Raw genomic sequence first — 13,313 nt, 5'->3', positions numbered from 1 at the left:
ATATACTTATGGATTTTGAGAATAATAAAGACTATATTTGGTGGAATTCTAAAGATCATTCTATCCTTATGATAATTACGATGTATTATATCACTGGTAATGAGAAAAAAGCTAAAGAACTCGCTATATCTTATTATCAAAATGATAAATGTGGAAGATGGTATAAGAATGTATTACGATATTTCGAAGAATCAAATAATTTTCAAACTAACAAACAGCAAACCGACTGAATAAGCGGAACGCTGCCAAACATTATAAACTCTGGATATAAGGATGAATGTATGAATAATCAATATGCAGTTTTAATAAGTAGTGAAATCCCCGAACTTGGAGAATTGGACTTACTGCGCTCAATTTACCGAGAGTTGAATGGTTATATGGAAGATTACAATAACCAAATCAACTTAGATGATTTGGGAGATTGGAAACTTCTCATACAGATAAATCTTCGAAATACTAATGGGGGGATTGGGATTTTCAAACGGGCAAAACGTTTCCCATCTAATAAAGAGTTTGAAATATCTATTTCCATACCAGTACCAAATTTGGAGGAAGCACGCTATGGAATATCCGATATGACGGGGATTTATATTCCTTTAAATATTAAAAACTTCTACATTCTTTCTCCATGCTTTAGTAAATATGATAATTTGTATCATTATATTCTTGAGAGTGCAAAACAAGCCATAGATGCAGCTTTTACTTATGGCTTTACATGTAACGGCAAAAGAATAAAGAAAAAAGAGTTTATAACAAACAGCACTACCGACTGAATAAGGCGGAACGCTGCAAACCATTAGTCATGTACTATAAAACAGAAATGAAGATAATAAAACTATATAAGGTAATTAGTTCTGATGAAGTCATATTATTTGATATGGATTTCATTAGAAAACTATTAACTACCTACGATAATTATATTTCAGCTACATGGTTAAATGAATCCGTAAGTCATATCGAAATCAATTATTCGGGTAGAGCGTGGAAAACAATAAATAGTTTCTTCCATTATTTGTCACAACACAATAAGGAGATTGTTTATTTATCCGCAGCTTCTAAAAAAGAAAGCACTTCTTTGTTTTATACTAATGAATTGCTTAATCAAATCAAACCGGAGTGCTGTGGATTGATAGACCTGATAATTGAAACAAACAATCAGAATATGGAAAATTTATATTCATTGATAAAAAACATTTCTGATTTTTATCATTTTGATTATGGATATTGTTTTAATCTAAAGAAGAATCAAGATTTGTTTTCTGAAGTAATAGATAAGAAATCTTTTATCACTTCTTTATTTTCTGTTACAAGCCGAGTCACTTCGGTGCAAATTGAAGAAACTAAGCGAAGAAGGGAGGTTTTGTTGCAAGTTAAACAAGGTGTTATCCCGCAGATTTATGAGATAAATATATGGAATAATAAACAGTTAGAACAAGCAATAAAAGAAAAGTTGTTTATCAACAAAACGAGAAAATTGAATAACAATTTAAATATAGTTGAATGTCGGACATGACTAACAAACAGCAATCCGACTGAAAAGCGGAACGCTGCCGAACATTACTAACGATAACAAATTTGTATGAAAGTTTTTATTGGAGGTGAATTGGAACATAGTATTTCTGATAAGTTTCGTAAAGCAAGAAACTCTGTAATAGAATATATGGATTGTCTATGTGATATTTCATATATTAATGAACTAAGTTTCTATGTATTCTGCTTAAAAGGATTTACTACAAATCCATTAAGTCGATATTCGAAAAAACGTAATCGGATAGAATTGGAAATTCTACTCCCATTTGATAAATTTGAAACAGCAAATGATTCTCAATGTGTTGAGATATTGAAACAAAGTATTCTTGATGCTATTGAGAACTATAAAAATAAAAACATTCCACAACAATATATTGATGTAATTGTAGAAAAAATGAAAGCATCAATTAATGAATGAATTCGTTAGTAACAAACAGCACTACTGCTTAAAGCGGAACGCTATTGAACATTACAGCTATGGATATAACGAATAGAATTATTGTCGCCTTACTGGAACGAATGAAAAGTAGAAACAAGAACTTTTCATTATCAAGACCTAAGTTTCATCGGTTGTTTCAAATAAATCCCGATGGCTACTTATGGTATGGCGAGAAACTGGAGCGGCATTTACTTAACAAATATGGAGAATCGGCTGATACATTGAAATATCTTGATATATATTATTTCATTTCCAATATTGTGCGGTTGTATTACATGCCTAAAAATTCAAATTCGGAGGAAAACGAGTTTGGAAAGCTATACGCTTATGGCTCCATAATAGGGTTACACCGTTGTCATATTCCAGATAAGCGAATATATCTGAACCGATTGTTAAATACTTTACTGTTCTGTTGTCCGACTTCTGAAGAATATATCCGTAGATTCCGCTGGCAAAAAAACGGTATATATTACAAATCGCAGGATGTGGAAGTTCTTATTGCCGATACATTTACAGAAATACGGGAATCGGACAAACAATCAGAATCCATTGAAATAGTTGAGTCAATAGTCAATGAGACATACCGTTATCTGGTAGGCTCAAATACGGGGCTTCCATTTGTCCGTTCGGAAACTTTATTGCACTACAACCTGAACCCATCTGATTATATGTGGCTATATCAGCACGATAAGGAATTGTTTTATACTTGTCTTGATGCAGCAGCATTACAGTCGGAGATTTTCAGTTACAAGTCATTTGTGTACAATTTCAACCTGTATATTCTAAAAGACGCAAATATATTGGATGAATTGTCCAGATATTCCAAATGTTATGAAGCCGTTTTAGAACTGCTTTTCAAATCCGATTCAATTATGCAGAACTCTGTTATTCGGCAAATCAAATTATGTAGAAATGAAGATACCATTAAACAGAATAACAGATTGGATGCTATTAACAAATGGCTCAACTCCCTAAACAAGATTGGTTAGCCACAGAACATTAAACATTAGAAAATGAGAACACCAGTCATAATCCTGTTATTTGTAATCCTGCTTGCCGTAAGCTGCGGAGAGCCTCCCATGCCGCCGTCGGACGAGGAAATGATACGCCATTTCACCACGCACGAGGTGGCGTTCCGTAAGGTGTACGAAATCATGGCAGAGAGTTCAGAAGGTAGTTTTCACTACCCGCCGCTTTCTCCGGAAGAGGTTATTATACTTGATTCAATGGAGCAAAGCGATACATCCCATGAAACGAATGATGAACAAGACATCCCGGTATATGGACTGTTGAAGCCGGAGCGAATCCTACTCGACTCCCTGTTATCAGAGATTGGATGCGGTTTTATCCTTGTTGATCGCAGGGAATGGGGAACGGCAGATTCGGTATATGTGAGCCTCGTTATGCCGTACTACTCCCACGGCATCGTGGATGCCGGAACGTCCAAGAGTTTCGTTTACGATCCCGGATTGAGAAGCCGTCGGAATATCCGTATCACCGAACATGGCGACCTGAACGAGATCTACCGCAGGACGTACAACGACACCACGCTTTACAAGCCCATCAAGGGAAACTGGTACATCGAGTTAGACCATTCGATATAACGGCCCGGAGTCCGTATCAAAGTATGTATCACTTTTTGTCAAGAAGATACATCATAAAGCAGATAATGGCCATCGCAAGGAAAAATAACAGAACCGCAAGGAGTTCGTTAAACCTGCACTTGGCATAGTGAGACATCACTGCTTTGCCTCGCCATTTGTAAATCCTGCTGACGAGCGACATAACGGCAAATGTGACAATGCTAAAAACGACACATGGCAACAATGCCGACACACCTGGAAAAAGCCGGATAGTAACAGTCATCATAGGGAATATCAAAAGAGCGAAGATATAAATCGAGAGCATCATTTCGCCATCGACCCTGCCTGTTCGTCTTGCCTGCTTCCATTTCTCCCCCATCCACCAGAGGTAATCCCAGAGATAAAACCGTTGCTTATTCTCCTGCCGTTTCATCATGCCCAATGTATAAATCCGAGGTGGAACATCAGCGCTACATTTGCCACGATCAGGGCGATAGCGATAAGAACTATTTTGGCGAGCTTCCTGCCGGGATGTTTCATCTTCCCGTAATGTTCACGGAGCGCTTCACGCCGTCCGGCTGTATAGCGTAGCTTGCAGAATAAATCGGGAAGAAAGCAGAGAGGAATCACTATGGCCAAACCAATCATCCAGCCGAAAAGGCGCAATATCGGTGGAAACCCAAGCGGTATGAGTAGGACGAAGAGCCAGCACCAAAACAGTAGCATACGTCCGTTGAGATTGGTACGCTCCCTTTCGTGCCATATCTCGGCTACATACCACATATAGTCGATGAAGCAGATCCGGTATTTGCGATTGTCCTTTTCCATACCGTTATCTCCATACAAAGAAACCAACCAATATAAGTATAATCAGAACGCTGACCAACACAATCTGAACCCTGCGGCGTGTTTCAGGCTTGCAATCGTCAAATAACCACAGTTTGCTGTTAAACTGCCAATGACACGCCCATTTCCAACGGAACAGCAACCCTGCAAGCCATAGGGCAAGCAACCCGACACCAAACAGCAACCCGTATTGCGGGTGAGCCTGCAACCACTCGAAAAACGTTTCCGCCTTGCTGTTCATTGCTTCGTATATATCGGTAACTGTCATACTTATAATTAAAAGGATTCCGAACACAAAAATAATGTTTTCCGTTCACATAATCACTACTTTATGCTCCAAAACACCAGCTGTGCGGTTATAAAACCAGGAAACAGCCCCCGTTAAGGTAACGGAGGGTGTTTGTGTTCATTTAGTTCTGTTCCGGCAGGAGCTTGCAAAGCACCGGGTCGTTCTTGATACGTTCCAGCTCCTCGGCGACGATGCGGCCGGCCTCTGCCTTGATACGTTCGTAGTTTTCCTGCACGACCTGTTTCATGTGATCCGTCCCATTCTCATCCGTGAAGTCGGTAATTTGTGGTATCTTCTTGTACCGGGCCGTTTCCGCTTTCACTTTTTCGTTGTCCACGACAATCTCGCAGTGGAAAATCTTCTGCTCGATACGTTCGTCGAAATTGTCCGCCACGGCCCCGACGAACATTCCCTGCGTGAGCGTCGAGATCTTCGAGGCCGGGATCAGGCTGTCCAGCTGCGTGGATATGGATGTCGATTTGTCGCTGCGGCTCAACGTCATGCTCTGCCGCTTCTGCAATACCTTACCGAACCGTTCCGAGAGTGTTTTGGCCGTTTCACCTACGACCTGCCCGGAGAAGATGTTGCCCACCGTGTTCATCACGACGGCGGCCTCCTTGTCCCCGTAGTCCCTCTTCAACTGTGAAAAATCCTGGAAGCACAGCAGCACGGCGACCTTGTTGCTTCTGGCCGTGGCGATCAGGTTGTCGAGTCCCTTGAAGTAGATTGTCGGCAGCTCGTCGATGATGATGCCCGATTTGAGCTGGCCTTTCTTATTTATGAGCTTGACAATCCGGGAATTATACAATCCCAAAGCCGCTCCGTAAATGTTTTGCCTGTCGGGATTGTTCCCCACGCAGAGTATCTTGGGATCGTCCGGGTTATTGATGTCGAGCGTGAAGTCATCGCCCGACATGACCCAATATAGCTGGGGCGAAATCATGCGGGAAAGCGGAATTTTGGCCGATGCTATCTGGCCCTGGAGCTGGTCTTGAGCGCCTCCGAGCCAGGCATCCATAAAGGGGCTGAGGTAGTTTTCGAGTTCCGGGTAGGATGTCAGAATCGGGAAAATATCCTCGTACCGCTTGTTCAGGAACTCGATGGCGTGCGGGAAGGTACAATACCGCCCGTTGTCGTAGATGCGCAGGAACCAGATCACGGCCGCGAAAAGGATAATGGGGCTTTCCACAAAAAAATCGCCCTGCTTCTGCACCCAACTTCGGTTCAGGTTGAGCATGATGGTATAGGCGCTCTCGTAGGCGTCCGAAATATCGGTCATGAAGTCCGGGTGAATGGGGTTACAGCGGTGCGAGCGGCGCGGGTCGTCGAAATTTATGACGTAGAAAGTCGGGATTTTCTTGTAACCTTTCTGGTGATTCAGCAGGTGGTTGTAGGCGATTTCCGAAAGATCGGGAAACTTGTAGTCATAGATGTATTGGGTATAGCCCTTTTCGATTTGCTGTTTAATAAACTGGTTTACAACACAATAACTCTTCCCGCTGCCCGGGCTTCCCATGCAGATGCAAGCCCTTTGCGGGTTTACGACGTTGGCGAACCCGTTGTTCCACTGTTTGTTATAGTAAAATTTCGTCGGCAGATTTATGGAGTACTCGTTCTCGATCAGGCGTGTTTCCTGCTGGAATGATTCGTTCTCGTTGTTGAAAGGGTCATCCATGAGATTGTTCTTCAGCAGGCGGGACATCCACACGCCGCCCATCAAGAGGCAGATATACCCGGCCGATAGGGTCAGTATGTAGAAAGCCGCGTTCGCCGTTGCCGTCAGCGGCAAGTCCAGCAGCCACCAGTTGAAGAAGAACAGCACGCCTCCCGTGGCCAGCGATGCCGTGATTTTCCGCCAGGTAATTTTCTCCTCTTTTACTCCTTTTGTCCCGAGGCATGAAAGGGCGAGGAACACGACGGCGAAAAGTTTCGTCCATAGTATATTCCGGAACAGCCCCGCGGTGCGGTCGAAGTTCAGCAGAATCCTATCGACCACGCCGATATTGATTCCCCATTCCCGTATCTGCCCGTAGCAGAACCAGTAGATGTTGATAACCACGAACAAGATACTCAATGCCCGCATGAAATCCATTGTTTTTGCAAGACCCCGAAGGTCGTCTTCCTGTTGCATAACCGTAAGATTTAATAAATGAATGATAATTGAGATGTTATACTTTCCTCCGTCGTGAGGTATTCCGCTTCCGTTGCCCGTCCCGTCCGGCAGGCGCTTGTTTCGGGGACAAGCCCCTCGTGTTTTCCCCGGGATTCCGTTTTCCGCCGAAGCGCAGCTCGAAGGCGTTGGCCGAGTATGCCTTTCCCAGCCGTGATCCGTTCACGACCGTCCGTGTTTCGTGGTCAATGAAGGTCACACCCACGATGCGGCCGTTTTCGTTGCGTCGTATGTAGAGATCCACCCGGGCTCCCCGCAGGCGTTCGCGCAGTTCTTCCTCCGTGGGTTCTCCCCGAAGCGCTTTATCGACCCGGCCACGGATTTGCCTCCTCGTGTCGTCCTTCCCGAACCGTTCGGCGCTGCGCTCCATGTGCCGTTCCAGCCCGTCATACCCGACCTCTTTACCGAACAGTGAGGATTTGAGCGGCGCGGCCACTGCCTTGTCCCCGTTCTCGTCCAGCAGCGTGTAGAGCAATCCCCGGTAGGGGGTTCCGTTCCGCTCTCCCCGGACTTCCTCTATACCTATATTATATAGGGACAGCAATGCCCGGAACTCGCCGAGGGTCTGGAAGCGGTATGTCGCCACGGCCGGTTTTATTACCGCTGCCACCTGGCGTTTCAGGTCGCCCCGCGTGTAATCGGCGGGGACGATCCCTTGCCCTTTCTCCCGCTTTCTCCCTTTGGCGGGATGCAGTCCGTACTCCCGTTCCAGTTCCTCGGTAACGGCCACGCTGCGTTCGTTGCGCCTGCTGTCGTTTATCTTGCGCCCGTCCTGGGCCACCTGCACCGACACGATATGGATATGCTCCCGTCCGATGTCGGTATGCTTGAATACGATATAAGGTTGTCCTCCCCAGCCCATGCGCTCCATGTAGGCCCCGGCTATCTCCGCGAGTTGCCCGTCGTCGAGGCGGTCTTCGGGAGCCGGGTTGAGCGACACGTGCACGACGGGTTTTTCCGTCCGGTAGTGCGAGGGCATCCAGCGCAGGAGGTCTTCTGCCGTCGCGGCCACGTTGAAGCGCCCATCCGCCGGCTCCCTCACGATGTGGGTCAGCAGCACCTTCCCGTCGCCCCGATCGACTTTCTCCTGGTTGTACGCCAGCGCGCCGTACACGTCTTTTCCGGTGGTGATATTGGCTACCATCGCTGTTTGAACTCTTCGGAGAGCGACACGACCTGCTGCCCGACGGCCGCCAGTTCACGTGTCGCTCTCTCCAGTTTATAGAGCAGCGCGAGTGTTTTCTTCTCGGAAAAATGCGCGTGCAGCTCCTTCACCACCTGGTTGTAATTCGTTCCCACGGCACGGAATTGGGCGTGGAAAGCGGTCAGCTTCGCCACGTATTCGAGCGTTCCCCGGTCGGTCTTTACCACCCGGAACGCCTCGTTGAACACTCTCGCTTTGATAAAAGCGGCTTTGGACAATAGCCCGGACTGCTCGTAAAGGTCGAGGAAACGGGCATGTTCCACGGCTGAAAAGTTTACCGAAAAGCGGTAAACGGCCGGGTCGTTTTTCGCGGGTCGTCCCCCTTTGCCCCCTCGGGGCTTTCTGTTCTTTTCCATCGCATCGAAATTTTAAGGAGAGGCCAGGGCCCCACCGGTTCCTGAAAATTCCGATCCCTTCGCGGCTTGCCGCCCTTCTGAAAAGCACCGACTCCGGAGGTGCTTTCTCCCCCTTGCGGGCAAGCTGTTTTCTGCTGCAAAACGAGAATCGTGCAGCAGAAAACACAGCTTGCTATTTGCCCTTTGCAAATACCTTCTGCCCGCTCGCGGACAGAACATTGAAAGAGCCGCCGTAAAACGGGGCAAGGACGGCTTCATTAGCGTCGGGATCGTTCACGAGGCAAAGATACCGACCTATTCAATCGCTTGTACTACAAGTGATTACGCCACTTGCGTCCACTTTGATGCCACACGCGGCCATAGCGGAAAAAGAGCATACAACCCGTGTTTTTAAGGGTTTACTTTGCACGTGAGAACGGATACGGGCAATGACACATCCTCCTGTCCGCACACGTGCGGACGGATGCAGAAAACACCGTGTGCAGAGGAAAAAGCGGGTCTTTGTCCGGATAAGCAAATGCGGTTGCGCATGAGTATAAAATCGGACACGCGCCCATGCACCGGCATACCGGCGTAACAGCCTGCCAGCGCACCAGCATATATGCGTGCCGGCATACCTGCATAAAATCTCATGCCGTCACTTGCCCGGATACGTGAAGAGATGAACGATTACCCGATTGTATAACTAAAAACGCATGGAACAATGAAAGAGAAAACGAAATTCGTGGCCTTCTCCACCCAGAAAGGCGGAGCGGGTAAAACCACCCTCACGGTGCTGGCAGCTTCTTACCTGCACTATGTAAAGGGTTTCAATGTCGCGGTCATCGACTGCGATTATCCCCAACACTCCATCGTGGAGATGCGGGAACGTGACCTGAAGCTTGCCCTCGAAGACGAACATTACAAGAGGTTAGCTTACGAACAATTCACCCGGCTTCAAAAGAAAGCCTATCCCGTCGTGGAAAGCAACACGAAAGAGGCGTTGGCCGATGCCGACTACCTCCTGCCGCAAGGTGATTTCGATTATGTGTTCTTCGACCTTCCCGGTACGATCAATAACGAGGATCTGATTCATTCCCTGGCCGGAATGGATTATCTCGTCGCCCCGATCAGTGCCGACCGGGTTGTCATGGAAAGCACCCTGAATTACGCGGTTGTGGTAAAAGAGCATATCATGGGCCGCGAGAAGTCCCGGATGAAAGGGCTGTATATGCTATGGAACATGGTGGACGGACGTGAAAAGACAGAGTTATATCAGGTTTACGAGGCGGTAATGAAAGAGCTGGATCTTCCTGTTCTGAAGACCTTCCTGCCTGACACCAAGCGTTTTCGTCGTGAGCAGAACGCCAGCCGTCGCTCTGTCTTCCGCTCCACGCTCTTCCCGGCAGACCGTTCTTTGATCCGGGGCAGCAACCTGGATAAACTCGTGGATGAATTGATCGAACTGTTAAAGTAGGATCTTATGAGCGGAAAAGAACATGACGACGGTTTGGACGCTTCCTTCATCATCAGCCAGGCCAAAAGCCGAAACCGGCCATTACATCCTTACACGCCGGAAAAAGAGGAGGAGGCATCGGCTCTATCGGAACCGTCCGGCGAGGCCGCCTCCTCGTCGGCTACGAAAGAGGAGGGACGCCGCCGAAGAGGGAAAGGCCAGGATTACGAGCGTCTTTTTATCCGGAACGCCCCCTCCAATACCCGAAGCGGCAAAACGGTGTATATCCGCAAGGAGTTTCACGAGCGTATAACCCGGATAGTGCAGGTTATCGGTAAGAACGAACTCTCGCTGTATAGCTACCTGGACAATGTGCTGGAGCAGCATTTCGCTACCTATCAGGAGGAAATTTCGGAACTCTACAAGAAACGGAACTCCGATATTTTTTAGTTATGAACCCAATATTTACAACCTATTAAAAACAATCCATCATGTCAGACAAAGCAATTATTTTATCTGTTATCCTGGCGGCCGTCCTTTGCGTCGCCGTGCCCTTCATCTTCCGCGTGTGCCGCTACCGGCGCAGGATGAAAACCCTTATCGTCCCCGACGGCCCTTCGGGGGAGGTCGCCGTGGGGACTGTCCCCACCCCCGAGGCCGAGTACCTGGCCCGTTACATCTGCCTGCTGCGGCTGCCTTTCGCCGGTAACAAGCACGTGAAGATACGTCCGTCGTATCACGAGCGTATCCGCGAGATCACCCGTGTCATCGGTCGTGGCGACGTGACGATCACGGCCTACGTGGACAAGGTTCTCAAGGCGCACCTGGACGATAACCGGGAAACCATCGAGCGGCTTTTCGAGGAGCGTGAGGCCGTGGCCTCCCGGCAACCCAAAGCGGAGGAGCGATGAACGGGGCGTTGTGGCTGCTGCCCCTCTTTGCCGTGGGGTATGCCTTGTGGGCGTTTTTCCGCCTGCGGCGGATGGAACGCAACGAACCGGCAGACGGGATCGTTGCCGAAGACACTCCCTGCCGACAGGAGATCATCGGCAGGAGCCGCTTTGTCCTCGACCCGCGCCACTCCCGGCCACAAGCTGCCGTAGAATCTGAAACTGAAAAAGTTACGGAAAAAGCCGATATATTTGTGCCCACGAATGTACCCGAACACCCCCGGCAGATTCCGCCGGAAGACCTGGATGAAGTGTTCGGTGTCGCTCCCGAGGGGGAGCCTAACGAACCTCTGGAAATCGACTTTCCGCTGTACGATGAATCTTTCCCGGATGCGGACGCGGAGGAGTCGGATTATGACGAGGATGAAGACGACACCGAAGAGCTGCCCCTTTTGGGCCGCTCGCTTGCCCAGGGGGTTAGTTTTGAACAGATGGGCGAAGCTACCGCCACGTGTACATGATCCACCTTCAACAGACGAGCAAAGGGAGGAAACGGGACGTGTCCTCCTGGGCCTGAAACAGACCGACATGTTCGAGGTCATCGTTTCGGGCCGCCCCGACGGGAACGACAGGGTAAAATCCCTGATCGACACCTACCTCTCGGCCTTTCACCGGCGTATGTCCGAGAGGTCTGCGGAAAGCCCATCTCCGCAGGGTTCGGTTCCCACGGGTTTCGACGTCCGTGAGTTTGTTTAACCCCATAATGACATCACGATGAAAGAAAAAGACTACGGGTAGCGCATGAGGTTACCCGCGAACCACTGAAAAAATCCGAATCAAGAAGTTTAACCCGGTGCGGGGCCTATCCATCCCCGCGCCACAATTCAAACATTATCGAGTTATGAGAAAGAACAAGATTCTTCTTCCGGCGGCATTTCTCTTTGCCGCCATCTCCTCCGCTTTCGCGCAGGGCAACGGCATCGCCGGCATTACGGAGGCTACCAACATGGTAACCAGCTACTTCGATCCCGGAACGAAGCTCATCTACGCGATTGGGGCTGTGGTCGGCCTTATCGGGGGCATCAAGGTCTATAACAAGTTTTCGAGCGGCGACCCCGACACGTCGAAGACCGCCGCGAGCTGGTTCGGCGCGTGTATTTTCCTGATTGTCGCCGCGACGATCCTACGCTCTTTCTTCTTGTAGTCCAACCTGTCATGCAAATAATTATGGAATATGGAATCAACAAGGGAATCGGCAAGAGCGTGGAGTTCCGGGGCCTGAAGGCGCAGTACCTCTTCATCTTCGCGGGCGGCCTGCTGGCCGTCTTCGTGGTGTTCGTCATCCTCTACATGGCAGGGGTCGATCAGTGGGTATGTATCGCTTTCGGCGTTGCGGCGGCTTCGGTGCTGGTCTGGCTTACCTTCCGCCTGAACGCCCGTTACGGGGAACACGGGCTGATGAAGCTGCTCGCCGCGCGCCGGCATCCCCGCTACCTGCTCAACCGCAAGTCCCTGCGCCGGTTGCTGAAAAGAAAGGGGGGCCGCGTATGAGAAACCTCTTGAAAGCCACCACGCTGGAAAGCAAGTTCCCGCTCCTGGCCGTGGAAGGCGGTTGTATCATCAGCAAGGATGCGGACATAACGGTCGCCTATCGGGTCGAACTCCCGGAGCTGTTCACCGTCACGTCCGCCGAGTACGAGGCGATCCACGCCGCCTGGTGCAAGGCCCTGAAGGTCTTGCCCGAATACAGCGTGGTACACAAGCAGGACTGGTTCATCCGCGAGCGTTACCGCCCGGCCACGGGCGAGGGGGACATGAGTTTCCTCTCCCGCAGTTACGAGCGGCATTTCAACGAGCGTCCGTTCCTGACCCACGCCTGCTTCCTCTACCTGACGAAAACGACGAGGGAGCGTATGCACATGCGTTCAGACTTCTCGACCCTCTGCCGGGGCAACATCATTCCCAAAGAGGTAAACCGGGAATCGGCGACAAAATTCCTGGAGGCGGCGGAACAGTTCGAGCGTATTCTGAACGATTCGGGTTTCCTGACCCTTGTCCGCCTCACGGGGGACGAGATCACGGGTACGGCGGATTGTCCGGGCCTGCTGGAGCGGTACTTTTCCCTCTCGCTCTCGGAGACGACTTCTCTTCAGGACATCGAGCTGGGGGCCGAGGTTCTGCGCGTGGGTAACAAACGGGTGTGCCTGCACACGCTCTCGGACACGGAAGACCTGCCGGGGCGCGTGGGTACGGACACCCGTTACGAGCGTCTTTCCACCGACCGTTCGGACTGCCTGCTCTCGTTCGCGGCCCCCGTGGGGCTTCTGCTTTCCTGCGACCACCTTTACAACCAGTACGTGTTCCTGGAAGACAGCGACGAAAACCTGCGTATGTTCGAGAAACGTGCGCGTAACATGCAGTCCCTTTCCCGCTACTCCCGCGGGAACCAGATAAACAAGGAGTGGGTGCGATACGTCGCTGTGTAAGTAATTGTTAAACTTAGATTTAACCCGTTGTTTCGTCAACGGTAGCCTATGGACAGATGCACCAATAGTAATATACTGTATCAAA

Annotated in this window: 16 protein-coding genes and 3 pseudogenes; 13 read left to right on the top strand and 6 right to left on the bottom strand. The window is 49.2% G+C overall.

Translation table 11 applies throughout. The features are described from left to right. The 6 genes and pseudogenes from DW083_RS23245 to DW083_RS21260 all read left to right on the top strand — a co-directional run. A pseudogene (locus tag DW083_RS23245) lies at positions 1-230 on the top strand (hypothetical protein); the annotation flags it as partial. A 51-nt stretch (positions 231-281) separates the two neighbouring features. Then, entirely contained in the window at positions 282-773 is a 492-nt protein-coding gene (gene imm9 / locus DW083_RS21280) for an Imm9 family immunity protein (RefSeq protein ID WP_004295321.1), read from the top strand. Between the two features lie 47 nt (positions 774-820). Continuing rightward, on the top strand, positions 821-1,513 hold the full coding sequence (locus tag DW083_RS21275) for a hypothetical protein (protein WP_141404821.1): 693 nt from the start codon (positions 821-823) through the stop codon (positions 1,511-1,513). A 66-nt stretch (positions 1,514-1,579) separates the two neighbouring features. Then, complete coding sequence (locus DW083_RS21270) at positions 1,580-1,948, top strand: Imm44 family immunity protein (RefSeq protein WP_004295261.1); 369 nt, start codon at positions 1,580-1,582, stop codon at positions 1,946-1,948. A gap of 59 nt (positions 1,949-2,007) precedes the next feature. Beyond that, positions 2,008-2,958, top strand: a complete 951-nt coding sequence (locus DW083_RS21265) for a hypothetical protein (RefSeq protein ID WP_007662662.1) — start codon at positions 2,008-2,010, stop codon at positions 2,956-2,958. A gap of 24 nt (positions 2,959-2,982) precedes the next feature. Beyond that, positions 2,983-3,573 carry a DUF4948 family protein gene (locus DW083_RS21260; protein WP_004295259.1) on the top strand — a complete coding sequence of 197 codons (591 nt, stop codon included), beginning with the start codon at positions 2,983-2,985 and terminating at the stop codon, positions 3,571-3,573. A gap of 28 nt (positions 3,574-3,601) precedes the next feature. Here the strand turns inward: DW083_RS21260 and DW083_RS21255 are convergent, their stop codons facing one another. The 6 genes from DW083_RS21255 to mobA all read right to left on the bottom strand — a co-directional run bounded on the left by DW083_RS21255 (position 3,602) and on the right by mobA (position 8,417). Then, positions 3,602-3,988 (bottom strand): hypothetical protein, encoded by a 387-nt coding sequence (locus DW083_RS21255; protein ID WP_004319173.1) that lies wholly within the window; start codon positions 3,986-3,988, stop codon positions 3,602-3,604. Next, positions 3,985-4,380 (bottom strand): hypothetical protein, encoded by a 396-nt coding sequence (locus DW083_RS21250; protein ID WP_004295258.1) that lies wholly within the window; start codon positions 4,378-4,380, stop codon positions 3,985-3,987. The genes DW083_RS21255 and DW083_RS21250 overlap by 4 nt, the downstream gene beginning before the upstream one ends. 4 nt (positions 4,381-4,384) lie before the next feature. After that, positions 4,385-4,666, bottom strand: coding sequence for an Imm17 family immunity protein (locus DW083_RS21245; RefSeq protein ID WP_009123648.1), 282 nt, complete (start codon positions 4,664-4,666; stop codon positions 4,385-4,387). Positions 4,667-4,808: 142 nt separating this feature from the next. Further along, positions 4,809-6,818, bottom strand: coding sequence for a conjugal transfer protein MobC (gene mobC / locus DW083_RS21240; protein WP_007662663.1), 2,010 nt, complete (start codon positions 6,816-6,818; stop codon positions 4,809-4,811). Between the two features lie 37 nt (positions 6,819-6,855). After that, positions 6,856-8,001 (bottom strand): conjugal transfer protein MobB, encoded by a 1,146-nt coding sequence (gene mobB / locus DW083_RS21235; RefSeq protein ID WP_117929080.1) that lies wholly within the window; start codon positions 7,999-8,001, stop codon positions 6,856-6,858. Continuing rightward, complete coding sequence (mobA, locus tag DW083_RS21230; protein WP_004295462.1) at positions 7,995-8,417, bottom strand: conjugal transfer protein MobA; 423 nt, start codon at positions 8,415-8,417, stop codon at positions 7,995-7,997. Before mobA ends, mobB begins: the two co-directional genes overlap by 7 nt. 703 nt (positions 8,418-9,120) lie before the next feature. On the opposite strand from mobA, the gene DW083_RS21220 reads away from it, so the two are divergent. From DW083_RS21220 to DW083_RS21190, 7 genes and pseudogenes are all read left to right on the top strand, one after another. Continuing rightward, positions 9,121-9,873, top strand: coding sequence for a ParA family protein (locus tag DW083_RS21220; protein ID WP_007559008.1), 753 nt, complete (start codon positions 9,121-9,123; stop codon positions 9,871-9,873). Positions 9,874-9,879: 6 nt separating this feature from the next. Further along, positions 9,880-10,302 (top strand): DUF3408 domain-containing protein, encoded by a 423-nt coding sequence (locus DW083_RS21215; RefSeq protein ID WP_004295459.1) that lies wholly within the window; start codon positions 9,880-9,882, stop codon positions 10,300-10,302. Positions 10,303-10,343: 41 nt separating this feature from the next. Then, positions 10,344-10,763: a DUF3408 domain-containing protein gene (locus DW083_RS21210; protein WP_004295458.1), complete on the top strand. Its 420-nt coding sequence runs from the start codon at positions 10,344-10,346 to the stop codon at positions 10,761-10,763. Continuing rightward, positions 10,760-11,498: pseudogene (locus DW083_RS21205) on the top strand (hypothetical protein). The gene DW083_RS21210 and the pseudogene DW083_RS21205 overlap by 4 nt, the downstream one beginning before the upstream one ends. A 145-nt stretch (positions 11,499-11,643) precedes the next feature. After that, on the top strand, positions 11,644-11,946 hold the full coding sequence (locus DW083_RS21200) for a DUF4134 domain-containing protein (RefSeq protein ID WP_004303800.1): 303 nt from the start codon (positions 11,644-11,646) through the stop codon (positions 11,944-11,946). A gap of 20 nt (positions 11,947-11,966) precedes the next feature. Then, positions 11,967-12,293 carry a DUF4133 domain-containing protein gene (locus DW083_RS21195; RefSeq protein ID WP_032558190.1) on the top strand — a complete coding sequence of 109 codons (327 nt, stop codon included), beginning with the start codon at positions 11,967-11,969 and terminating at the stop codon, positions 12,291-12,293. Further along, a pseudogene (locus tag DW083_RS21190) lies at positions 12,290-13,210 on the top strand (TraG family conjugative transposon ATPase); the annotation flags it as partial. The gene DW083_RS21195 and the pseudogene DW083_RS21190, both read left to right, overlap by 4 nt. Between the last annotated feature and the right edge of the window lie 103 nt (positions 13,211-13,313).

This window comes from Parabacteroides sp. AF48-14, from assembly GCF_003477465.1.
GTDB classification, from domain to species: domain Bacteria; phylum Bacteroidota; class Bacteroidia; order Bacteroidales; family Tannerellaceae; genus Parabacteroides; species Parabacteroides acidifaciens.
This window is presented reverse-complemented; position numbering and strand designations above follow the sequence as displayed.